Below are 23,195 nucleotides of genomic sequence, written 5' to 3'. Positions count from 1 at the left end.
CGGACGCGTCGGTCAGTTATGCGGGCGCGCGTCTCTATCCTCTGAGCGGGGTAGAGACCGCCGTCCTATACGAACGCCCACCAGCGCGGCAATAACTGGCGCACCTGGGGTTGGCCAAACCGATCATCGATCAGCATCACCACGCCCCGGTCGTGTTCGCTGCGGATCACCCTGCCCGCCGCCTGCACGACTTTTTGAATGCCGGGGTACAGGTAGGTGTAGTCGTAACCCGCACCGAAAATCGCGCCCATCCTGAGCTTCATCTGCTCGTTGACCGGGTTCAGCTGCGGCAGCCCCAGGGTGGCAATAAAGGCGCCGATCAAACGGCTGCCGGGCAAGTCGATGCCTTCGCCAAACGCTCCCCCCAGCACCGCAAACCCGATGCCTTGGCTGTGTTGGGTGAACTGGTCGAGAAAGGCCTGGCGTTCAGCTTCGGCCATGCCTCGCGCCTGCAGCCACAGGGCAATCGCCGGGTGCCGTTGCGCCAGTAACTGAGCCACTTGTTGCAGGTAATCAAAGCTCGAAAAAAACGCCAGGTAGTTCCCCGGTTGTTGCGCGAACTGGCTCGCGATCAAATCGACGATGGGTTCCAGCGAGGCTTGGCGATGCACGAACCGAGTGGAGATTTCATCGACAATGCGCACCCGCAACTGCTCGGCCTTGAACGGTGATTCCACATCGACCCACGCCGTGTCTGCCGGCAGGCCCAGCAGGTCGGCGTAGTAGTGGCGTGGGCTGAGCGTGGCGGAAAACAGCACGCTGCTGCGTGCGGCCGTCAAGCGCGGCCGAATGAATTCGGCGGGCACCACATTGCGTAGGCACAAGGTCGAGCGGCTGCGTTTGCCGCCGAGCGAGTGCTTGCTGATGTCGAAGATAAAGTGCTCGTTGAACAGCTCTGCCACTTTGGCAAATTGCAGCGCTTCGAAGTAGAAGGCTTGCAGCTCGCCCGCCAGGGATTCGGGATGGTCATTGAAGTAGTCGCCCATGGCGCTGATGCACAGGCTCAGGGCCTGGAGCAGTTTGTCGGGCCGGGTCGCATAGGCCTGGTACGGTGCGACCTGTTCCTTGTGCAACGCATTCCACTCACGGTTCAGGCGCTGCAAGGGTTTCTTCAGTGGCTCGGGGGCGCTGTCGCGCAGGGTCTGGAGGCTGAACTGGCTGAGGCTTGCGCTGTACATCGAGCGGGCGCGTTCCACCAGGTTGTGGGCTTCATCCACCAGCACCGCCGCGCGCCATTGGTTGAGCTGGGCGAGGCCGAACAGCATGGCGCCGAAGTCGAAATAGTAGTTGTAGTCGGCCACGACCAGGTCGGCCCAGCGCGCCATTTCCTGGCTCAGGTAATACGGACACACATGGTGGGCCAGGGCGACTTCGCGCAGGTTGCGCTGGTCCAGCAGACGCACGCTTGACGCCGCCTCACGGGCGGCGGGCAGGCGATCGTAAAACCCCTTGGCCAGCGGGCACGAATCGCCGTGGCAGGCTTTGTCCAGGTGTTCGCAGGCTTTGTCCCGCGCGACCAGTTCAAGGACGCGCAGGGGCAAATCGCTGCTGGCGTGCAGCACCTTGGCCGCATCCAGGGCAAGTTTGCGGCCGGGGGTCTTGGCGGTGAGGAAAAACACCTTGTCCAACTGCTGCGGCGCCAGGGCCTTGAGCAGCGGAAAGATCGTGCCCACCGTCTTGCCGATACCGGTGGGCGCTTGGGCCATCAGGCAGCGGCCCGTGCTGACGGCCTTGTACACCGACTCTGCGAGGATTCGCTGGCCGGGGCGGAACTCGGCATGGGGGAACCCGAGGGTGTGTGCGGCGTGGTTGCGCGCTTCGCGATGCTGCATTTCCTGATGGGCCCACTCCAGGAACCGCGCGCATTGCTGGTTGAAGAACGCTTCCAGGTCCGCCGCCTGGAAGCGTTGATTGAGCAGGGTCTCACCCTCGCCGACGATGTCGAAATACACCAGCGCCAGGTCGATCTGCGTCAACCCGAGCTTCTGGCACATCAACCAGCCGTAGACTTTGGCCTGGGCCCAATGCAGTTGCCGATGGTTGGCGGGCTGGGCGTCGAGGTCGCCGCGATAGGTCTTCACCTCTTCCAGGCGGTTGTTGTCCGGGTCGTAGCCGTCCGCCCTGCCCCGCACCTTGAGCTGCTGGTATTCGCCCTCCAGCGCCACTTCGCTCTGGTAGTGCGCACTGCGCCGCGCGGCAACGGTGCGGTGCCCGGCAATGCCTTCCTGGGCGCTGGGCGAGGGGGTGAAACGCAGGTCCAGGTCGCCGACCTTGGCGGTGAACTCACACAGCGCCCGCACGGCCACGCTGTAGCTCAAGGGGTTGGCTCCGCCCAGCGCACGTAGCAAACCGTGACTGGCATCTGGTATTGGCCACAGAACTCCAGCCAACGCAGCTGGTTGTCTTGCAAGCGGTCGCCGGGGCCTTTGACTTCGATCATGCGGTAGGTTTTTTCGGCGGGCCAGAACTGGATCAGGTCCGGCATCCCCGCACGGTTGGCGCGGATATCCAGCAGCAGCCGCTCGAACCAGTGCCGCAGGTGTTCGGCGGGTAAGCAGGCCAGGGCCTGTTCGAGCAATGCCTCGCTGAGCAGGTTCCAGAACACGAACGGCGACTGGATCCCCCACTTGTCCACGTAGCGCTGGCGAATGGTTGCCTTGTAGCGCTCATCCTGCAATTGCGCGAAGGCAGCCGCAAACAGCGGCGCACGCCGTGAATGGAAATCCTCGCTGTGCAGGTCCGCCGGTCCGCGCTGGAACGGGTGGAAAAACGCCCCCGGCAACGGTGCGAAGATCGCGTCCCAGCACAACAGGCCGAACAGTGAATTGATCAGGCCGTTCTCGACGTAATGCACGGGTGCATCGGGTTCGCTCAGGTGCGCCTGGACGCAGTACTCCACCGACATCAAGGGCTCCGGCGGGGCCAGTGCCAGGTCCAGGCGCGGGACGTCGCGCGGCTTGGCCTTGGGCAATCGCGGTTGCCCCAGCTTACGTTGCAGGCGCGGCAAGACGCGCAACAGGTGTTGCTGTTCGGCGGCACTTTCCGGCGCCTGTTGGGCGGCGCAGGCCAGCGCCAGCGCTTGAGCATAAGCCTCCTGGCGCTCCAGCACGCGGATCAGTCGCGCGCGTGCGCCGGGGTAGACACACGCGCGGTAGATCTGCTCGGCCATGGCCAACTCGGCATTGCGTTCGCAATACTGGCCGACTTGGAACAGCAATTTGGCCCGGCGCTTTTGCAGCCAAGGGTTGTCGGTGTGCAGCGTGGCGACCTGCGCCAGTATCGTGTCCAGCGCCTCGCCGGCTTCAAATGCCTGTTGGCACTGGTGCAGGAACAGAAAACCGAGCACATCGTCGCGCGTGCGCAAACCACGGGACTCGGCGCAGAACTCGACCTTCTCATAGGTGTAGATGCCCAGGTCCGCCAGCACGAATTCCGACCAGTCCTGGTGCAGGTTGCCGAAGAACATCAGACGCAGGCGGTCACACAGGTCCATCACGGTCAGGCTGTACAGCCTGTCGGCCAACTCGGGGTACCAGTGGGCGAAGCTGCGGCTTTCGGTGAATTGCGCCGCCAGGGGTTCAAGCCAGTCGGCCTTGTTGCCTTTGGGCTGGTCGATCCACGCCTGGAACACCGCGAGCATTTCGCTTTTTTGCAGCAACGCAAACAACTCGTGGAAGGCCAGCGCGCACTGGTCGTCGACCCAACCCAGTTCCAGCAAGGGGCGTACAGCGGCATGGGGGCAGCCGATCTCCTGGTAGGTGAGCTTGCCCGCGCGAAAATGCACACCCTTGCGCATCACCATGCGCACCAACAACGCTTGGGACGCCTGGGGCAACCTGTCAAATTGCTGAATGAAATGCTGTTCATCCGTATCGAGTAAATCGGCGTAGCGATGCCCCAGCCAATCCAGCACTTGGCGGAAGTTATGCAGGTAATACAGGGGATCGTCGAGGGGATTGGCCATGGCGCGCAGTGATCAAATACTGGTTATGCATACAGAGTGCCGTCGCAAACGCGTTGTTGCAATCGGTAATAGATAAATGGCCCACGCAACTTTTTGCATAAAAGTGATCAGATGGAGAAGTTGATGGCGTACCATTTATTGCCCGCAGCCACAGGCGCGGGACTTTTTCAGGGTTAAGGTAAGGGTTATGAACATGAAGAATTTGAGTCTGCCACTGGTTGCACTCACTTTTCTGGTATTGGCCGGTTGCGCGACGCAAACCGTAGTGACGCTGCAAAATGGCACGCAGTATTTGACCAAGGACATTCCAAAAACCAAGACCGCCGACGGGTTTTATGAGTTCACCGATATTGCCGGCAAGCACATCCGCGTCAAGGCCGACGATGTGGCAACGGTGCGCAAGGAAGACTGATTTCCAGCGCCAACACTGATCAAATATGGGAGGTCCTTAGCGCTGTCGCACAGCAAACTGGCCGCCCTGTGGCGAGTGGGCCTGTTGTGCTGAGCAGGTTTGTTGTGGCAAGCAGGTTTGTTGTGCTGAGCGGGCTTGTTGTGGCGAGCGGGCTTGCCCCGCGTTGGGGCGCGAAGCGGCCCTAACCCCAGGCACCGCGGTTTTTCAGAAAGAACTTGGCGACTTTGTTGGGGGCTGCTTCGCAGCCCAACGCGGGGCAAGCCCTAATGCCGTTCAGTTAAGCGTACATCGCCTTCTGTAGGAGCGAGCTTGCTCGCCGCGGCGCCTGTGAGTTCTTCGCGAGCAAGCTCGCTCCTACAAAAAAGCCTTAACTGAACGGCATTAGGGCAAGCCCGCTGGCCAGAACAAGCCTGCTCACCACAACAGCCAGTTTTAGCGGGACCTCTTATCATTTAACCGGTAGAGATTGAACGGCCGTTCAACTAACCTTGACACTCCGGTGTTTGATCAAAGGCCTTTCCATGACCGTCGTCCCTCCCAAACTGCGCCGTGCCGACCCCGATGAACGCCGCGATCTGCTGGTTGCCGCCACCCTCACCTGCCTCGCCCGCGACGGCCATGCCGGGATTTCGGTGCGGCGTATCGCGGCGCAGGCCGGGGTTTCCGTGGGCTTGCTCAATCATCATTTCGGCAGCATCGATGCACTGATCGCCGAGACCTACCACAAGCTGGCCAACGAGCTGACCACGGCGCTGTGGGCGCAAGTCGAAGCGGTCGAAGGCGCCGCCGCACGCTTGGACGCCTTTCTCAGCGCATCGTTTTCGCCACGGGTCATGGACCCCGATCTGCTCGGGGTGTGGGTGGTGTTCTGGAGCCTGATCCGTCATTCACCCCACGTAAACCAGTCCCACGAAAACAGCTACCGCGCCTACCTGAGCTTGATCCAGCGACTGCTGGATGATCTGGCGCGCAGCGAAAACCTGCAGATTCACGACACCCACCTGGCCGCTATTGGTTTATCGGCGATGCTTGACGGACTCTGGCTCGAGGGCTGCCTCAACCCCGGCACCTTCAGCCCCGCCAACGGGCTGCACATCTGCCGCTGCTGGGTACAAGGGTTGCGTCACGGCGCATTCGGCGCCAACCACGCCCTGTGACACCGGGCGCCGTGCGCTGAGCATGGCCAGGGTGCCGCTGACGGCGATCAGTACCGCGCCGATGATCAGCGAGACGTCCATCGACGCGCCCCAGATCAGGCTCGACAGCAGGAACGCCCAAACCAGCCCGGTGTACTCGAACGGCGCGAGCAAGGTCGCGGTGGCGCGACGGAAACTGGCAAACAGCAGGAACTGGCCGATACCGCCCACACACCCCGCCGCCAACATCCCCAGCCAGGCCGGCGTCGGTGACGGCGTATGGGTCCAGGGCAACGTCACGGCCATACAGATCACGAACACCACATTGGTGATCAGCATCTGCTCCAGCACCGAGGTGGTCAGGTCGACCTGGCGCAGTTGGATATAGGTGAACGCCCAGCATAGGGCCGCCGCCAGGGTCAGGGCGATCGGCAGCGGGTCGACCCTGTGGCTCGGGCGGCAGGCAATGACCACGCCGATAAAGCCGATGATCAACGAAACCCACTGGCCCCGGCTGGCGCGTTCCTTGAGGATCAGCGCCGCGAGCAAGGTCACCATGATCGGCGCGGAGAAATACAGGGTGGTCATTTCCGCCAGGGTCAGGTCCCTGGCGGCGGTGTAGTACAGCAACCAGGCAAGCAGCGACAACAGCCCACGAATGATCAACAGCCTACGGCTGAGCGAGCACCAGGCGCGGCGCAACAGCCCCATGCGCCCGGCGATCACACACGCGGCGACCACCACCAGGCTGCGCCAGAACAGGACAGTGAATACCGAATAATCAGCCACCAGCCATTTGATCGCAGCGTCCTGCAACCCCAGGAACGCGTAGGCCAGGGCGCACAGGGCAATCCCTTGCAGCGAGCGGTCCTGGCTCATCCGGCAGCCCTGCGCAGCGGCGTACCGCGTCGCTCGGCGATGGCGTACAGCGCTTCAATCAAAAAGGTCAGGCACAGGTAGACCCCGGCCACCAGCAGCAACGGCTGGTAGATCTGCAAGGTCTGCGCGCGCACCACGTTGGCCGCGCCCAGCAGGTCGACCACGGCAATGGTCGAGGCCAGCGCGGTGGACTTGAGCAACATCACCGTTTCCCCCGCCAACGTCGGCAACAGCAGGCGCATCGCCCTGGGCAGACGCACGCGCCACAGCGCCTGGCGCGGGGTCATGCCAAACGCCGAGGCCGCTTCCATCTCCCCCTTGGGCACGGCCAGCAAGCCGCCGCGAATCACTTCCCCCACATAGGCGCCCACCGAGAGCACCAGGGCGAACACGATGTACCAGTAGCCGTCGCGCAAAAACGGCCAGAGGACACTGCCCCGGATCACCGGAAACTGGGCGAACAGGCTGCCCAGCCCATAGTAGAAGATGTAGATCTGGATCAGCAGCGGCGTACCGCGCAACACACTGGTGTAGGCCAATGCACTGCGCGCCAGCCACTTGCGCCGCGACAACCGTGCCAACGCCACCAGCACCGCCAGGGCAAACCCCAGCACCGCGCTGATCAGCAACAATGACAAACTGGTCTGCAAGCCCTTGGCGATCAGCCCCGCGTAATAACTTATCCACTCAGGCATGTGGCCCTCACTCGACACTCGGCATCCAGCGACGAATACGTCGCTCCAGGCGCCCCGACAGGTGGTTGGAAGCCAGCGTCACCAGGTAATACAAGGCGGCGGCCGTGAGGTAGAACAGCAGGTATTGCCGGGTCGAGCCCGCCGCCTGCTTGGCGGTGTACAGCAACTCATTGGTACCGACCACGCTGATCAAGGCGCTGTCCTTGATCAGGTTGATCCAGAGGTTGGACATGCCCGCCAAGGCATACGGGGCCATGATCGGTAACGTCACCCGGCGAAACAGGCCCAGGCCGCTCAAGCCAAAGGCCCGTGCCGCTTCGATCTGGCCGTGGGGAATCGCCAGGATCGCGGCGCGGAAAATCTCCGAGGCATAGGCGCCCTGCACCAGCCCCAGCACCAGGATCGCCACCAACGGCCCGCTGATATTGACCTGCGCGCCGCCCAGCCACAGCATCAGCGCATTCAGGCCCATGGACCCCGCGTAATACAACAGCAGGATCAGCAGCAGTTCCGGCACCGCGCGAAATACCGTGGTGTAACCGCGCATCAGCAGGGCAATCGGACGGGGTGCACTGAGCTTGGCGCAGGCCACCAGCAGGCCGATCAACACGCCCACGGCAAAGGCCCCCGCGGAGATCTGCAGGGTCATCCATAACCCCTTGAGCAACGCCTGGCCCCACCCGTGTTCGCTGAAACTGAGAAGGTCGAACATTATTCAGACTTCTGGGCAACGGATGGGTACGGGCTGTCGCAGGTCTTGCTGACAAACGCCGGGGTATCGCCGCGCTTGCACGGGCTCACCGACAGGCCAAAGTAATGCTGGGACAGGTCGTCATAGTCCTGGCTGACCAACAGCTCGCCGATGGCCTTGTCCAAGCGCGCTTTCAACGCGGTGTCTTCCTTGCGTAGCCCGGCGCCGACACCCCGCCCGATAATCGGGTCGTACGGCACGCTGGCGATATGTGCCAGGCCACTGGCTTCCGGGGTCTTGACCATCATCGCGATGGCCGTGTCGTCGGCCATCATGTAGTCGATGCGCCCGGCAATCAGGTCGGCATTCGCCGATTCCTGGGTGTCGTAGTACTTCAGGTCGGCGATATTTTCGTAGTACTTCTTCAGGTAGTTGGCACTGACGGTGGAGATCTGCACACCGATCAACTTGCCCTTGAGGCCCGCCGGGGAGATCTCCACTTCGCTGCCTTTGGGCCCGGCGACGCCCAGCAGGGAATCGTAGTAGGCGCGGCTGAAGGCGATTTGCTTTTCGCGCTCCTCGGTGACTGACATCGAGGAGAAGATCACGTCGATTTTCTTCGCCAACAGCGAAGGAATGATGCCATCCCACGCCACCTCCTGGATCTGGCACTCGGCTTTCATGCCTTGGCAAAGCTTGTGGATCAGGTCCACTTCAAAACCGGACCATTGGCCATTGCCGCCTTTTACGGTGAACGGCGGGTAAGGTTCGGCCGCGACCGCAAACACGATGGGTTTCTCTGCCGCCAGGGTAAAACCTGCGGCCACCATCAACACTGCACTGCTCAACCACCTTGCCATGGGTTTGAAAGTCATGATTTGCCCCGTCTTTTTGGAGTTAGCGCGTTTGGTGTGCGTTGACGAACTGTCGGCAACGTTCACTGCGTGGGTCGATGAACACCGAATCCGGCGAACCGGCTTCTTCGATCAAGCCTTGATGCAGAAAAGCCACTTTGGACGACACATCCCGGGCGAAGGCCATTTCATGGGTGACCAGGATCATGGTGCGGCCTTCTTCGGCCAGGGAGCGGATAACGCGCAGCACTTCGCCCACCAGCTCCGGGTCGAGGGCCGAGGTGGGTTCGTCGAACAACATCACTTTGGGGCGCATGGCCAGTGCGCGGGCAATCGCCACCCGTTGCTGCTGGCCACCGGAGAGAAACGCCGGGTACTCGTTGCGCTTGGCGGCCAGGCCGACGCGGTCGAGCAAGGCTTCGGCGCGTTCGATGGCCTCGGCACGGCTTTCACGCAGTACCTGGGTCGGGGCTTCGATCAGGTTCTCCAACACCGTGCGGTGCGGCCACAGGTTGAAGTTCTGGAAGACCATGCCCAGGGTCGAGCGGATGCGCACCAGTTGCCGGGCGTCGGCCACCAGCGGCGCACCGGGGCGGCCATAGTTGAGCTTGATGCTTTCACCGTCCACGTGAATGCTGCCCTGGTCCGGGACTTCAAGCATATTGATACAGCGCAGCAAGGTGCTCTTGCCCGAGCCGCTGGCGCCGATCAGCGAGATCACCTCGCCTTCGCGAGCGGTAAGGGAAATACCCTTGAGCACTTCGATATTGCCGAAGCGCTTATGCAGGTCAATCACTTCGATCATCTTTTTCGCCTGCGCAGGCTGCGCCACTTCGACCCTGGGCGCCGCCGCGACACGCGGTTCACCGGCCAGCTTGTCGACAAACTGCACGATGCGCCGGCAGGCTTCGGCCAGGCGCTCTTCACTTAAGGTGAAAGACAGGCGCACAAACCCTTGGGCGGGCTCGCCGAATGCTGCGGCGTCGAGCACCGATACACCCGCCTCGCGGAACAGCCGCCAGGCAAAGTCCAGCGAACTGAGGCCCGTGCCGCGCACATCGACCAGTACGAACATCCCGGCCTGCGGCGTCAGGACCTTGATCCCCGTGCATGCGCCGAGGCCCGCCACCACCAGGTCACGGCGCCGGCGATAGATGTCGCGCATGCCCACGGTGACTTCATCAAAGGCCAACACCGCTGCGGTCGCCGCCTCCATCACGAAGCCGGGCAGACCATAGAGCATGCTCAGCACCAGGGTTTGCGCGTGGGCGATCAGCGTGGGTTCGGCGACGATCCAGCCGATACGCCAGCCGGTCATTGCGTGGGACTTGGACAAGCTGCCAATCACCACGCAACGCTCGGCCATGCCCGGCAGCGCGGCCAGGCTGTGGTATTGGCCTTCGAACACCAGGCTTTCGTAGACCTCGTCGACCACCACCCACAGGTCATGGGCTATGGCCAGGTCGGCGATGGCTTGCAGTTCCTGCGGGTTGAGCACCACGCCGGTGGGGTTGTTCGGGTTGGAAAAAAACAACGCCCGGGTGCGTGGGGTAACTGCGGCGGCGAGCTGTTGTGCGTCGAGGCGAAAGCCTGACTCGGGTGAACACGCCACCCGCACCAATGTCGCGCCGCTGGCCTTGAGCGTGGCCTCGTAGGTGACGTACATCGGGTCGAGCACCAGCACTTCGTCCCCCGCCTGCAACAGGCACAGCGAGGTGACGAACAAGGCGTTCTGCGCGCCGGCCACGCTGATCACGTTGTGGGCGTTAACGGGCCGCGCCAGGGTCTTGCTGTAGCGTGCGGCGATTGCGTCACGCAGGGCCGGGCGACCGGGAATTTCCGTGTAGTGAGTGTCGCCTTGGCGCAGCGCGTCGATAGCCGCGTCGGTGATGAAGGACGGCGTGGCGAAATCGGGGTCGCCGACGCTGAGGATGATGATGTCTTCGCCCTGGCTGGCGGCCTGGTAGGCGGCGTGATGGATATCCCAGGCGGCGACGCCTTGCCCTGCAATACGCTCAACGAAGGGGGAAAACCGCATGCCAAAGCCTCTCGTTCAAGAAGAAACAGCGCAAACCCGCGGAGCCGCAAACGGGTGGATACGGTCAACATAGTTGAAACTGAACAGTCGTTCAATGGATGGGATTGGGCCGATGTCGTTTATCGGTCAAATGGGTCGCGAATGACCCGCGGCCAGTGGCGTCCTGGCCATGGGCTGGTCGGCCCCCACAGCGAAGTGGCGGTGAACCTGACGGTGTCGGCGGGTGTGGTATGAACGACGTGCCAGGGCGCAGGATCAGTCTTGGGGCTCACGGTCCCCCCCTATTCTCCGCTTCATCGACATCGCTCAGCGGCACTTCGGCATCATCCATCAGCGACCCTGGGTCTTCATTGCCCGGGTCATTGAGTTCTTCTTCCTCTTCATCTGCTTCTTCGCGTTCTTTGGACATGACCGTCTCCTCTAACCGCCTTGGGTGTCGATATCGGCATCGGTTTCAGGCTTGGGCTCGCGCTCGGGCTTGAAGTCTGGACTGTAGTCGTTTTCCTTGGCCTTGGGGTCGACGGCGGGCGAAGTTCCAATGCCTTAAGAAACGGGATTATCGATCTGGATATAAAAGGCGTAGGCGCCGAGCAACACCCAGAACACCATGAACAGCCATGGCGCGCGCATGGAGAACAGCAGCGACTTGCGATAGCCCTTGTGGGAGGACTCCATCTCCGAGAACAGCGGCGATTCATCGTAGGCCATGCCCATCACCGGTTCGCTGCGCAGCAATTCGCTCTGCTTGTAGTGCCAGTGGTCGATGATCTCGTACGCGGCACGGATCCCCGGCCAGGCATTCAGGGAACTGAGGATGCCGAGGAAAGCCAGGAACACCGGCACCACCAGGGTGAACAACTTGCCCCACTCCGGGTTGAGGTTGCCCATGCCGGAGACGAAGGCAATGACCAGGAACGATTGCGCGGTGAGGTAGGCGTCGGTGCGGTTGGCCAGGATGCTGGTTTCGTACTGGATCTCGCGGCGGTAGAAATCCAGGCGGTCCTTGGGCGAGCCGAAGATCTTGGCGTTGTGTTCGCTGTGATCGATCAGGCTCGATTCGGGGGTGTCGGGTGAAATGATTCTGGTCACATCGGTGCTCCATGCCGGGGCTGAACCCCCTTAGAAGAAGGCAGTGGGGGTGAAGTTCAAGTTTGTTCATGCACCAATCCAGGGCGCCGCATGCCCTTGTGGCGAGCGGGCTAGCCCTAATGCCGTTCAGTTAAGGCTTTTTTGTAGGAGCGAGCTTGCTCGCGAAAAACTCACAGGCGCCGCGTTCATTGTGAGTTCTTCGCGAGCAAGCTCGCTCCTACAAAAAAGCCTTAACTGAACGGCATTAGGGCAAGCCCGCTCGCCACAACAGGCCCGCTCGCCACAGGAAGCCCCCTCGCCACAACAAGCGCCGTATTAGTCGTGAAGGGCTTTTGCCGCGGTCAGCAGCCCCTGGAACTTGCGATAACGGGCTTCCAGCACCGGCTGCTGTGTCAGGTCGGGCGCGTACCGCGTTTTTACCGGCATGCCCGCTTCCAACAGCGCGGCGCCTTGCCCTATCGCCAGGAACCCCAGCTTCGCCGCGCCCACGCAAGCGCTCAATTCGCTGCCGTGCAAGGTGTAGATTTCACGCCGCAGGATATTGGCCAGCAACTGCGCCCAGTACTCACTGCGCGCACCACCGCCCACCAGGGCGCACGAGGTCACGTCGGCGCCGGTCGATTGCACCGCGTGCAACGCGTCCAGCAAGCCGAAACCCACCCCTTCCATCACTGCGTAGCCGAGCATCGCCGGGGTGCAGTCATGGCCCAGGTTCATGAAGCCGCCACGCAGCAGCGGATCGTTATGGGGGGTGCGTTCACCCGCGAGGTACGGCAAAAACAACGGTGTGTCCAAAGGCACCGGCTGCCCGATGGGCAACTGCGCCTGCACCTGGTCCAATAGTGTTTGTTCATCTGAATGCCCCGTCAGTCGCGTCACCCAGCGCAGGCAACTGGCGCCAGCCAGCATCGCGCCCATGGTGTACCAGCGATTGGGCAGCGCATGGCAGAAGCTATGCACGGCGCTGGCCGGGTTGCCGGCCGCATGGTCGGTGATGGCGACAATCGCCGCGCTGGTGCCCAGGGTAATGAAGCCATCACCGGCGTTGATCGCGCCAATGCCGACCGCTGCGACAGGGTTATCGCCACCGCCCCCGGCAATCACCACGTCAGTGGATAAGCCCAGCCCCGTGGCCGTCAACAAAGCGCTCGCCGCGCCCCCCTCCACCAGCCTGGGCAGTTGCTCAGGCGTAAGGCCGGTCGCCCGCACCATCGGGGAAAACCATTCCCGCCGTGCCACATCCAGCCATAACGTACCCGCCGCATCGGACATCTCGCTGATGCGCTCGCCACTCAGGCGCAGGCGCAGGTAATCCTTGGGCGACAGCACGCAATCAATCGCCTGGAACACCTCGGGTTCATGCTGTTGCAGCCACAGCAGTTTCGGCGCGGTCAGCCCGGCCATCGGCAGGCTGCCGGTGACGTCGGCAAAGCCGCTCCCGAGTTGCGCGGCTTCGGCCACGGCGCGGGAGTCGTCCCACAGGATCGCCGGGTACAGCACGCGGTTGTCCGCCCCCAGCAACACCGCGCCATGCATCTGCCCCGACAGGCCGATACAGGCCACGCGTGTAAACGCCTCGTGTCCGCGCAGTTGCGCCAACGCCTGCAAACAGGCTTGCCACCAGTCTTCCGGCGCCTGTTCAGACCAGCCGCTGTGCCGCCGCGACACGTTCAAGCGCACGCCGGCATGGGCCAGCACCGCACCACTGGCGTCCATCAGGATGGCTTTGAGTTCCGAGGTGCCCAGGTCGATGCCGAGGGAAACAGGACGGTTCATGCGTGTGTTATTCCAATCAATGACAGCCACAGGAGTTACGTAACTGCAGGGTCGGCGCCAGGCGCACACTCTGGGGTGGAGCGTCAGGCGACGCCATACGTTGCAGTAACAGGTCGACCGCGCGGGCGCCGAGGGCCTTGACCGGCTGCGCGATCAGGCTCAGGCGCGGCACGAAAAAGTCCGCCCAGTCAAAATCATCAAAGCCCACCAGGGCCATTTGCCTCGGCACTTCGAGCTGCGCGTCACGCAAGGCGTGCATCGCGCCGAGGGTCATCAGGTTATTGCCGGCCATGATCGCGGTGGGTGGCGCAGCCAGGCCCAGCAACTGCACGGTGGCCTGGCGCGCCGGCTCGCTGTTGGAACCGCCATTGACCAGCAGCTGCGGATCAAACGCCAGCCCTGCCGCGTGCAAGGCGGCGCGGTAACCGGCGACCCGTTCATCCGTGGTGCTGAACCCCGTACGCCCGGCAATAAATCCAATCCGGCGATGCCCATGGGCGATCAAGTGCTCAATCAGCGCCTGAGTGGGTTGGGTATTCTCGACCCCGACCTGGTCAAAGTGCTCGCTCATCATCCGATCCACCAGCACCGCCGGTATCTCGTTGGCCTTCAGGTACTCCAGGGCCAACGAGCCGTTCGACGGCGCCAGCACAATGCCGTCGACGCGTCGGTGATGCAGCGCCGTGACCACCCGCAGCTCCTGCTCGGGGTCATCATGGGTGTCGACGAACAGCATCATGTAGCCGTGTTTGGCGCACTCGGTTTCAATCGCGTGCACCGTCTCGCTGAAGTAATGGTTGGACAGCGCCGAGATCGCCACGCCGATCGTGCTGGTGCTCGAGCGTGCCAGCGAGCGTGCCAGGGTGTTGGGGATGTACCCCAACTCCTGGATCGCGCGCTGTACCGCCTGCACCGTGGCCGGGCTGACTTTGCGGGTGCCGTTCAACACATGTGACACGGTCGATGTCGACACCCCCGCCCTGCTTGCGACGTCATCCATGGTGAACACGGCGCCGTTCCTCTCAATGAATCAATGTTTGCTCGACCAGCCGCTGTAGGTGCCGACGTTGTCACGGGTGATCAGTTTGGGCGTGAGCAGGGTCACCGCTTCGGCCGGGGCCTTGTCATTGAGCAGGTCATTGCCGATGTTCACCGCTGTCTGCGCCATGGCCCACGGGTCCTGGCTGGCGGATGCCTGGATCTGTGTGTCGGTCTTGAGCGCATGTTCGATATCCGGCGCGCCGTCCACCGACGTAATGATGATGCCGCTGCGCTTGAGCTGCTTGGCCGCCAGGTCGCTGCCGATGGCTTGCGGGTCGTTGATCGCGAACAGGCCGTCGATGCTCGGGAAGCGGGTCAGGTAACCCTGCATGGCGTTCAGGCCGCCTTCGCGCGAGCCCTTGCCGTCCTGGTCGTCGGACAGCACCTTGATGTCGGGTGCCGCGGCCAGGGCGGCCTTGCAGCCTTTGACGCGATCGGTCACCGCCGTGACTTGCGGGCCGTTCTGGATAATCACGTTGCCCTTGCCCTTGAGCTTGTCCACCAGGAACTGGCAGGCCAGCTTGCCGGCTTCGACGTTGTCGGTCTGCACGGTGGCGTTCACGCCCTTGGCGTCCACATCCACGGCCACCACGACAATCCCGGCGTCGCGCGCTTTCTTGATCGCCGAGGCCATGGCAGAAGGGTCGACGGCGTTGATCAGGATCAGGTCGACCTTGGACGAGATGAAGTTGTCGATCTGCGAGAACTGCTTGCTCAGGTCATAGTCGGCCGACACCGAGGTTACCTTGACGTCGGGGTTCAGGGCCTTGGCCCTTGCGGTTGCGCCGTCGGCCAGGGTCACGAAATACGGGTTGCCGAGCGAGCCCATGCTGATGCCGAGGGCTTTGAGCTCGCGGGCTTCAACGGCTTGGGACATCAGGGCGGCCAAGGCCATGACGGGGAACAGATGTTTAAGGTTCATGCGGGTCTCTCTTGTGATTGTTGTATGAGTGAATTCAGGTGCGCGCACCGGATTGGCGATAACGATCCAGCGCCACTGCGCCGATGATCACGATGCCCTTGATGATGTACTGCCAGATATCCGACACCCCCAGCAGCACCAGGCCATTGGTGAGTACCGCGATGATCAGGGCGCCGATCAACGTACCGCCGATAGTGCCGACCCCGCCGGTAAAGCTGGTGCCGCCGAGGATCACGGCGGCAATCGCGTCCAGTTCATAGGATTGCCCCAGTTGCAGGCCGTTGGCGGCGAACAGGCGCGAGGCGCTCATCACCGCACCGAGCCCGGCCAGCGCACCGGACATGGCATAGACAAACAGCAGCACTTTCCACACCTTGATTCCGGAGAGCCGCGCCGCTTCGGGGTTGCCGCCCACCGAATAGATCTGCACGCCCATCACGGTGCGGCGCAGGATGAACCACGACAGGGCCACCACCGCCACGGCGATCACCACCAGCCACGGCACACCGAGGATCGAGTCATTGCCGATAAAGGCAAAAGGCAGGTCGGGGTTGAACACCGTCTTGTCATCGGCGAGCAAGCGCGCCAGGCCGCGCATGGCGGTCAAGGCCCCGAGGGTGACGATAAACGGCGGCAGGCGCATGAAGGCAATCAGCCCGCCGTTGACCAGGCCCAGCAACAGGCCAAAGCCGATACCGGCGGCGATACCGAACATGCCGAACTGCGGCGACATCGACGCCTGCAACGCCACCACGGCCGACGCCGCCAGGATCGCCCCCACCGACAGGTCGATGCCCGCCGTGAGGATCACAAAGGTCATGCCCGCTGCCAGCACCACATTGACCGACGCCTGCTGGGTGATGATCGACAGGTTCTGCATCGTCAGGAAGTTTTCACTGGCCAGGGCAAAGCCCACCAGCAGCAGGATCAGCACCGGCAGCATGCCGACCGTGCGCATCAGCCCTCGGACGCGTTCGGCCTTGCCGACAGCCGGGAGGGTCATCGTGTTGTGTGAATCAGCCATGGGCAACCACCTGATCGCCACCAGTGGCGAGGTCAATAATACGTTCCTGGGAAATGACGTGGCCGGAAGCCCCGCCGACTTCGGCCACCAACTGGCCTTCGCGCATGATCAGCACACGGTCGCAGGTGCCGATGATTTCCGGCAATTCGCTGGAGATCACCACGATGCCGACGCCCGCCTGGGCCAGTTGGTTGATGATGCGGTAGATCTCGGACTTGGAGCCGATGTCCACGCCCCGCGTCGGTTCGTCGAGGATCAGCACATGCGGCTTGACCTCCAGCAGCCGCGCCAGCAAGACCTTTTGCTGGTTGCCACCGGACAACGCCCCCACATTGACCTTGCCCGAGGCCACGCGGATCGACAGTGACTTGATCGCGTCATTCGAGCGTTGCGCGGCATGCCGGCGATCGAGTACGCCACCGGCATGGGCGTCGGGCACACAGGCACAAACATTGATGTTGTCGGCCACGCTCATGTCGAGGAACAGGCCCTGGGCCTTGCGGTCTTCGGTGAGGTAGACCACGCCGGCCCGAATCGCATCGGCCGGGTTGCGCAGTTGGGTCACGCGCTCGCCCACCACTTCCAGGGTGCCGGAGGTGCGCGGGTCGGCGGCGAAAATCAGTCGCGCCAGTTCGGTGCGCCCTGCCCCGACCAAACCGGCAATGCCCAGCACTTCACCGGCATGCAGGTCGAAACTGCAATTGCGCACGCGCTTGCCATCGGCCATGTCACGCACGCGCATCACCACGTTGCCGGGGTTATAGGCGGCGTGTTCCTTTTTGTAGAAACCGGAGAGGTCGCGGCCCACCATCATTTTCACCAACACCTCGGCCGACAGCGCGTCGCGGGTCAATTCGCCGATGTATTGGCCGTCGCGCAGCACCGAGACGCGGTCCGACAGCTCGTAGATCTCGGCCATACGGTGGCTGATATAGATGATCGCCAGGCCCTGGCTACGCAGTTGCTTGATCAGCGCGAACAGGCGGTCGGTCTCGCGGGAGGACAGCGGCGTGGTCGGCTCGTCCATCACCAGCAACTTGGCGTGGGCATGCAAGGCGCGGGCGATTTCCACCAATTGGCGCTCGGCGATCGACAGGCTGCTGACCTGGGTTGCCGGGGTGAACTCGGCGCCCAGGCGTTGCAGCACCTCGACGCAACCGGCCTGCATGCCCTGGCGGTCGATGGTCCAGCCACGACGCAGTTCCCGGCCCAGGTAGATATTCTCGGCCACGCTCAGGTTCGGGCACAGGCTCAGTTCCTGATAGATCACGGCGATGCCGAGGGCTTTGGCGGTGGCGGGCGTGAAGGTGGCGACACGCTGGCCGGTGATGCGGATTTCGCCGCCGGGATCGGCCTGGTAGGCGCCGGAGAGGATTTTCATCAGGGTCGATTTGCCGGCGCCGTTCTCCCCCATCAAGGCGTGGATTTCGCCGGGGTAGACCTTCAGGCCGACATTCTTGAGCACACGCAAACCGTTGAAGGTTTTGCTGATGCCCTGCATCTCAAGCAAGGGTTCAAGGCTCATGACTGAGCTCCTGGTTTTATTATTTTTGTCTATCGACCCCTTGGATCAGAGCCGATTGCCACCGACTCTAATCAGATACATTTACTTACGCAAGCGCTTGCGTGCGCCGTTTGTCGCTAGAAGAAACGTTTCATCAAGCGCTTTAATCGCAATTTCAGCCTTTGTAGCGTTTCGGCAGCATGCGCACCAGGGTGTTATCACGCACCCAGTAATGGTGGAACAGCCCCGCCGCCGCGTGCAGGCCGATCAACCAATAGCCGGCGCTACCCAGCCACTCATGCCAGTGCTTGAACTGCCGGGCCAGGTCCGGGTCCGGTGCGACCAGCGTGGGTAAGCCGAACTCGAAATACGGCACCGGCTTGCCTGCGGCATTGAGCATCAGCCACGCCAGCAGTGGCGTGATGATCATCAGGCCGTACAACGCCAGGTGCATCAGGTGCGATGCAGCCGTTTGCCAGGCGGGCGGTCGCGGCACAATCGGCGGGCGTGGCGCCAGGCGTCCCAGCAGACGCAGCCAGACCAGCACGAATATGCCAATCCCGAACAGCGCATGGCCACCGAGGAACACGCCCTTGAGTGCATGCCCGCGGGGCAGCAGGCCTTTGATTTCGATACAGGCGTACACGCCAACGAACAGCGCGAGCATCAGCCAGTGCAGGCTCATCGACAGCCTTGCGTAGCGCGTTGTCATCTGGTTTTCGGTCATGGGAAAGGAGCCTTATGCAGGAAGGGTGGCCGGGCTCGGCCTCGAAGCGTCGGCGTCACCCTGCCTGCGAAGTCTTAAGGCAGTCTGAAGATCGGCCGATCGATCATTTTCACCACCTTCAGACTTCGTTAAGAAATGCCTCCGATACTCCACCCAACTTCACTTGGGAGACGTATCGCCAATGCCCGACATCGATTGGAGCGTTCGCTTGCCGCTGCTGTTTGGCCAGGCCGACAGTACGCCGCTATGCCTCGCCCGTGCCCTGCCCCAAGACCCTCAGCGCGCGGAATTCGAGGCGTTTATCCAACAGCGTTTTCGCATTGCCCACGGCGCCGATATCCGCCACTTCATGCCGCAGTTGTTTGGCGTGAGCCAGGCCAACGGTGAACTGTGTGGCGTCGCCGGGGTGCGCCTGGCGAGCACCGAACCGTTGTTCCTGGAACGTTACCTGGACCATCCGATCGAGCCACTGATCAGTGCCGCCGCCGACCAACCGGTGGAGCGCCGGGCCATTGCCGAAGTCGGCAACCTGGCCGCCAGCGATACCGGCAGTGCCCGCCTGAGCATCATCGCCATCACCTGGCTGCTGGCCATGGGCGGCCTGGAGTGGGTGGCGTTCACCGGCAATATCGGCCTGGTCAACAGCTTCCACCGCCTCGGCTTGAAGCCGGTCACCCTGTGCGCCGCCGACCCGCAGCGCCTGGGCGATGACCGCCATCACTGGGGCAGTTACTACGAAAGCCAACCTTGGGTGCATGTCGGCAATATCCGCGCCGGCTTTATCCATTTGCGCAACATGGGCCTGTTCTCACGCCTGGGGTTGCCTACCACGATTGAGGACGCCAGCCATGTCGCCTGAAACCCGCCGCTTCCACGCCGTGCTTCGCGGTTACGCCGAGCGCAATGACGGTGCTATCGCCTTGTGGGGCGACACCTTGAAGATGGATTACACCTCACTGTTCGCCGAAGTCGAGTACCGCCGCGAACGCCTGCGCGACGAAGGCGTGAAAGTGGTCGCCCTGGCCTTGGACAATGGCGTCGAGGCCATGCTGTGGGACCTGGCGGTGCTGTTCGAGGGGCTGACCTGCCTGACCCTGCCGCCGTTCTTCAGCCCGGCACAGCGCGCCCACTGCCTGCAACAAAGCCACGCTGAGCGGGTGCTCGCCGAGCCCCACCTGGAGGCTGAACTGCTCGCCAGTGGCTACCGTCAATCCGGCGAATTCTGGTGCCGTACGTTTGAAGGCCGCCCTTCGATGCCATCGGCTACCGCCAAGCTGACCTTCACCTCCGGCACCACTGGGGCGCCCAAGGGCGTGTGCCTGAGCGCCGACAGCCTGTTGCGGGTGGCCCGTGAGTTGTACCAGGCCAGCCACGTCACCGACCCACGCCATCACCTGGCCTTGTTGCCCATTGCGATTTTGCTGGAGAACCTCGGTTGCTACGCCGCGTTGTATGCCGGCGCCACCTTGAGCCTGCCCAGCCAGAAGAGCCTGGGTATCCAGGGCGCCAGCGCGGTGGACGCAGCGCAATTGCTCGGTTGCCTGGCGGCACGCCAGCCCCACAGCCTGATCCTGGTGCCGCAGTTACTGTTGATGTTGGTCATCGCCGCCGAGCAAAAGGCATTCAGCCCCCTGGGGCTGCGCTTCGCCGCGGTCGGCGGTGCGCGCGTCTCCAAGGCCTTGTTGCAACGGGCGCACCACTTGGGCATGCCGGTGTACGAAGGCTACGGGCTCTCGGAATGCGCTTCGGTGGTGTGCCTGAACCGCCCTGAGGCCAACCGGCCGGGAAGTGTCGGCCGGCCCCTGCCCCACGTGGAAATCCGCCTGGCCGAAGACGGTGAAGTGCTGATCAAGGGATCGACCCTGCTCGGCTACCTGGACCAGCCCGGCCAGCCCGAACAATGGTGGCCCAGCGGCGACCTGGGCGCCTTCGACGAAGACGGTTTTCTCTACCTCAAGGGCCGCAAGAAACATCAGTTCGTCACCAGTTACGGGCGCAACGTCAACCCGGACTGGGTCGAGGCCGAACTGACCCAGGGCGGGGTCATCGCCCAGGCGTTCGTGTACGGCGAAGCACTGCCGCAGAACCATGCCCTGCTGTGGCCCCATCGCGCCGACTGCAGCGACGCCCAACTGGCCGCCGCCGTGGCCGAGGCCAATAGCAGCCTGCCGGACTACGCCCAGGTGCATCGCTGGACGCGCCTGGCAGAACCCTTCACCGCCGCCAATGGCTTGCTCACCGCCAATGGCCGGCCACGGCGCGACGCCATCGTCGCCCGTTATCAAACCCAGCTTGCCCCTGCACTCAACGAGGAAACCTCATCGTGAATTTTTTCGACTCGCTGCAAGAAGCCACCCAACAGGAACGCAACGCACTGTTCAACCTGCCGATCATCCGCGATGCCATGGAAGGCAAGGTCAGCCTGGAAAGCTATCGCGCATTCCTGGCCCAGGCCTACTACCACGTACGGCATACCGTGCCGTTGATGATGGCTTGCGGCGCGCGCTTGCCCTCGCGCCTGGAATGGCTGCGCAAGGCCGTTTGCGACTACATCGAAGATGAATATGGCCATGAGCAATGGGTGCTGGATGACATCGCCGCCTGTGGCGGCGACAAGGCGGCGGTACGCGATGGGCGCCCTGGGTTGCCCATCGAATTGATGGTCAGCTACCTCTATGACCTGATCGCCCGTGACAACCCGGTTGGCCTGTTCGGCATGGTCAATGTGCTGGAAGGCACCAGTATCGCCCTGGCCACCCATGCCGCCGATAGCATCCGCGATCGCTTGCAACTGCCGGCCACCGCGTTCAGCTACCTGAGCTCCCACGGTTCCCTGGACATCGGCCACATGGAAACCTACCGCCGCTTGATGAACAGCCTGGATGATCCTGAAGACCAGGCCGCCGTGATCCGCGCATCCAAGGTGGTGTACGCGCTCTACACCGATATGTTCCGCAGCCTGCCGCGCCTTGGGGAGGCTTCCCATGCGCCTGTCTGACGCCCGCGTGGTGCTGACCGGCGCCAGCGGTGGGATTGGCCTGGCGATTGTGTCCGCCCTCTGCGCCAGTGGCGCGCGGGTGCTGGCCGTGGCCCGTCATCGTGGGCCGTTGGAAGGTTTGCTTGAACGCTATCCGCAGCAATTGTGCTGGGTAAGCGCCGACCTGACCTTTCTCGCCGACCGGCGCAAAGTGCTGGCCGCCGCCGAAGCCATCGGCGGCGTGAACCTGCTGATCAACGCCGCCGGGATCAATCACTTCGCGATGCTGGAGCAACTGGACGACAACGAAATCAACGGGATGCTGGCGCTGAACATCACGGCGCCCATCTGCCTGACCAAGCTGCTGTTACCCATGCTCAAGCAGGCGCCAAGCGCCATGGTGGTGAACGTCGGCTCTACCTACGGCTCCATCGGCTACCCCGGCTATGCCACCTACTGCGCCACCAAGTTCGCCTTGCGCGGCTTTTCTGAAGCGCTGCGCCGGGAACTGGCCGATACCCGCGTCGGGGTGCTGTACGTCGCCCCGCGCGCCACCCATACCAAGATGAACAGCCCCGCCGCGCAAGCCTTGAACGATGCGCTCAAGTCCAACGTCGACGACCCGCACACCGTGGCTTCAGCCGTGATCCAGGCGATTGCCAACGAGCGTCGCGATCTGTACCTGGGCTGGCCGGAGCGTTTCTTTGTGCGCCTTAACAGCCTGCTGCCCAACCTGGTCGACCGAGGCTTGCGCAAACAACTGCCGTTGGTACGCCGCTTGAGCGACAAACCCGAGAATGAGGACCTGAAACCATGAAACGACTTTTCGTTGCGCTGCTGCTCACCGCCCTGAGCCCCTTGACCTGGGCGCTGGAGGCCGCTGACCAGCAACGCCTGAACGACATCCAGACGCGCTGGGCCCATATCCAATACAACCTGCCTGAAGAGCAGCGAACCCAGGCGTTCGAACAATTGGCCACCCAGGCAACGGCCTTCACCCAGGCCCGCCCCCAGGCTGCCGAGGCGTGGATCTGGTCGGGGATTGTCACCAGCAGTTGGGCCGGTGCCCAGGGCGGGCTGGGCGCGTTGAGCAAGGTCAAGGCGGCCAAGGTCGACCTGGAAAAAGCGCTGGCCCTGGACCCCAAGGCCCTGCAAGGCTCGGCCTATACCAGCCTGGCGGCCCTGTATGATCGCGTCCCCGGTTGGCCCATCGGCTTCGGCGATGCCGACAAGGCCGAACAGTTGCTCAAACAGGCCTTGCAACTGAACCCGGCGGGCATTGATAGTCTGTACTTCTGGGGTGACCACCTGTACCGGCAAAAACGCTATGGCGAAGCCCGTGATGCCCTGCAAAAAGCCCTGCTGGCCGCCCCCCGGCCGGGTCGGGAAACCGCCGATGCCGGGCGGCGCAAAGAGATCGAAAGCGTGCTGGCCGACATCAACAAAAAACTCAACTGACAGGAGTC

General features: G+C 62.9%; 21 protein-coding genes and 1 pseudogene. 7 read left to right on the top strand and 15 right to left on the bottom strand.

Annotated elements, in window-relative coordinates:
* Nucleotides 1–65: 65 nt before the first annotated feature.
* Both A7317_RS14445 and A7317_RS14440 read right to left on the bottom strand, forming a co-directional pair.
* Nucleotides 66–2,318, bottom strand: coding sequence for an ATP-dependent DNA helicase (locus A7317_RS14445; protein ID WP_069076134.1), 2,253 nt, complete (start codon nt 2,316–2,318; stop codon nt 66–68).
* Complete coding sequence (locus tag A7317_RS14440; protein ID WP_069076133.1) at nt 2,315–3,964, bottom strand: VRR-NUC domain-containing protein; 1,650 nt, start codon at nt 3,962–3,964, stop codon at nt 2,315–2,317. The genes A7317_RS14445 and A7317_RS14440 overlap by 4 nt, the downstream gene beginning before the upstream one ends.
* Before the next feature lie 187 nt (nt 3,965–4,151).
* Between A7317_RS14440 and A7317_RS14435 the strand changes: the two genes are divergently transcribed.
* Together A7317_RS14435 and A7317_RS31095 are read left to right on the top strand one after the other, a co-directional pair.
* Nucleotides 4,152–4,376 (top strand): YgdI/YgdR family lipoprotein, encoded by a 225-nt coding sequence (locus A7317_RS14435; RefSeq protein WP_024075578.1) that lies wholly within the window; start codon nt 4,152–4,154, stop codon nt 4,374–4,376.
* A gap of 521 nt (nt 4,377–4,897) precedes the next feature.
* Nucleotides 4,898–5,437: pseudogene (locus tag A7317_RS31095) on the top strand (TetR/AcrR family transcriptional regulator); the annotation flags it as partial.
* On the opposite strand, the gene A7317_RS14425 reads toward A7317_RS31095, so the two are convergent.
* The 13 genes from A7317_RS14425 to A7317_RS14370 form a co-directional block, all read right to left on the bottom strand.
* A complete protein-coding gene (locus A7317_RS14425; RefSeq protein ID WP_069076132.1) occupies nt 5,393–6,391 on the bottom strand; it encodes a DMT family transporter in 999 nt (332 codons plus the stop codon). The pseudogene A7317_RS31095 and the gene A7317_RS14425 overlap by 45 nt on opposite strands.
* Nucleotides 6,388–7,086, bottom strand: coding sequence for an ABC transporter permease (locus A7317_RS14420; RefSeq protein ID WP_024075563.1), 699 nt, complete (start codon nt 7,084–7,086; stop codon nt 6,388–6,390). The genes A7317_RS14425 and A7317_RS14420 overlap by 4 nt, the downstream gene beginning before the upstream one ends.
* A 7-nt stretch (nt 7,087–7,093) precedes the next feature.
* On the bottom strand, nt 7,094–7,798 hold the full coding sequence (locus A7317_RS14415; protein ID WP_024075564.1) for an ABC transporter permease: 705 nt from the start codon (nt 7,796–7,798) through the stop codon (nt 7,094–7,096).
* A complete protein-coding gene (locus A7317_RS14410; protein WP_081329285.1) occupies nt 7,798–8,637 on the bottom strand; it encodes a transporter substrate-binding domain-containing protein in 840 nt (279 codons plus the stop codon). The genes A7317_RS14415 and A7317_RS14410 overlap by 1 nt, the downstream gene beginning before the upstream one ends.
* Before the next feature lie 37 nt (nt 8,638–8,674).
* The gene (locus A7317_RS31320) at nt 8,675–10,669 is read right to left on the bottom strand and encodes an aminotransferase class I/II-fold pyridoxal phosphate-dependent enzyme (protein WP_069076131.1); all 1,995 of its coding nucleotides are present in this window, start codon (nt 10,667–10,669) and stop codon (nt 8,675–8,677) included.
* Between the two features lie 268 nt (nt 10,670–10,937).
* On the bottom strand, nt 10,938–11,078 hold the full coding sequence (locus A7317_RS30870) for a hypothetical protein (RefSeq protein WP_024075567.1): 141 nt from the start codon (nt 11,076–11,078) through the stop codon (nt 10,938–10,940).
* A gap of 134 nt (nt 11,079–11,212) precedes the next feature.
* The gene (locus A7317_RS14400) at nt 11,213–11,758 is read right to left on the bottom strand and encodes a hypothetical protein (protein ID WP_069076130.1); all 546 of its coding nucleotides are present in this window, start codon (nt 11,756–11,758) and stop codon (nt 11,213–11,215) included.
* 315 nt (nt 11,759–12,073) lie between these two features.
* The gene (gene xylB, locus A7317_RS14395) at nt 12,074–13,534 is read right to left on the bottom strand and encodes a xylulokinase (RefSeq protein ID WP_069076129.1); all 1,461 of its coding nucleotides are present in this window, start codon (nt 13,532–13,534) and stop codon (nt 12,074–12,076) included.
* A gap of 16 nt (nt 13,535–13,550) precedes the next feature.
* Nucleotides 13,551–14,543, bottom strand: a complete 993-nt coding sequence (locus A7317_RS14390; protein WP_069076128.1) for a LacI family DNA-binding transcriptional regulator — start codon at nt 14,541–14,543, stop codon at nt 13,551–13,553.
* A 21-nt stretch (nt 14,544–14,564) separates the two neighbouring features.
* On the bottom strand, nt 14,565–15,497 hold the full coding sequence (locus A7317_RS14385; RefSeq protein WP_024075543.1) for an ABC transporter substrate-binding protein: 933 nt from the start codon (nt 15,495–15,497) through the stop codon (nt 14,565–14,567).
* Nucleotides 15,498–15,531: 34 nt separating this feature from the next.
* Entirely contained in the window at nt 15,532–16,500 is a 969-nt protein-coding gene (locus A7317_RS14380; protein WP_093235470.1) for an ABC transporter permease subunit, read from the bottom strand.
* Nucleotides 16,501–16,513: 13 nt separating this feature from the next.
* Nucleotides 16,514–18,046 carry a sugar ABC transporter ATP-binding protein gene (locus A7317_RS14375; RefSeq protein ID WP_069076127.1) on the bottom strand — a complete coding sequence of 511 codons (1,533 nt, stop codon included), beginning with the start codon at nt 18,044–18,046 and terminating at the stop codon, nt 16,514–16,516.
* Nucleotides 18,047–18,200: 154 nt separating this feature from the next.
* On the bottom strand, nt 18,201–18,752 hold the full coding sequence (locus A7317_RS14370; protein ID WP_069076126.1) for a cytochrome b: 552 nt from the start codon (nt 18,750–18,752) through the stop codon (nt 18,201–18,203).
* A 181-nt stretch (nt 18,753–18,933) separates the two neighbouring features.
* Here A7317_RS14370 and A7317_RS14365 point away from each other — a divergent pair, with 181 nt between their 5' ends.
* Genes A7317_RS14365 through A7317_RS14345 form a run of 5 tightly spaced genes read left to right on the top strand, consistent with a single transcriptional unit; the run spans nt 18,934 to nt 23,187 of the window.
* Nucleotides 18,934–19,611, top strand: coding sequence for a thermostable hemolysin (locus A7317_RS14365; protein ID WP_069076125.1), 678 nt, complete (start codon nt 18,934–18,936; stop codon nt 19,609–19,611).
* The gene (locus A7317_RS14360) at nt 19,601–21,079 is read left to right on the top strand and encodes an AMP-binding protein (protein ID WP_069076124.1); all 1,479 of its coding nucleotides are present in this window, start codon (nt 19,601–19,603) and stop codon (nt 21,077–21,079) included. The genes A7317_RS14365 and A7317_RS14360 overlap by 11 nt, the downstream gene beginning before the upstream one ends.
* Nucleotides 21,076–21,750 (top strand): TenA family transcriptional regulator, encoded by a 675-nt coding sequence (locus A7317_RS14355; protein ID WP_024075549.1) that lies wholly within the window; start codon nt 21,076–21,078, stop codon nt 21,748–21,750. Before A7317_RS14360 ends, A7317_RS14355 begins: the two co-directional genes overlap by 4 nt.
* Nucleotides 21,737–22,546: an SDR family oxidoreductase gene (locus A7317_RS14350; RefSeq protein ID WP_069076123.1), complete on the top strand. Its 810-nt coding sequence runs from the start codon at nt 21,737–21,739 to the stop codon at nt 22,544–22,546. The genes A7317_RS14355 and A7317_RS14350 overlap by 14 nt, the downstream gene beginning before the upstream one ends.
* A complete protein-coding gene (locus A7317_RS14345) occupies nt 22,543–23,187 on the top strand; it encodes a tetratricopeptide repeat protein (protein ID WP_069076122.1) in 645 nt (214 codons plus the stop codon). Before A7317_RS14350 ends, A7317_RS14345 begins: the two co-directional genes overlap by 4 nt.
* Nucleotides 23,188–23,195: the final 8 nt, after the last annotated feature.

Origin of the sequence: Pseudomonas fluorescens, assembly GCF_001708445.1 — a bacterium.
Lineage (GTDB): Bacteria > Pseudomonadota > Gammaproteobacteria > Pseudomonadales > Pseudomonadaceae > Aquipseudomonas > Aquipseudomonas gorinensis.
Note: the sequence above shows the minus strand (reverse complement) of the source record. Positions and strands in the feature narration are given on the sequence as shown.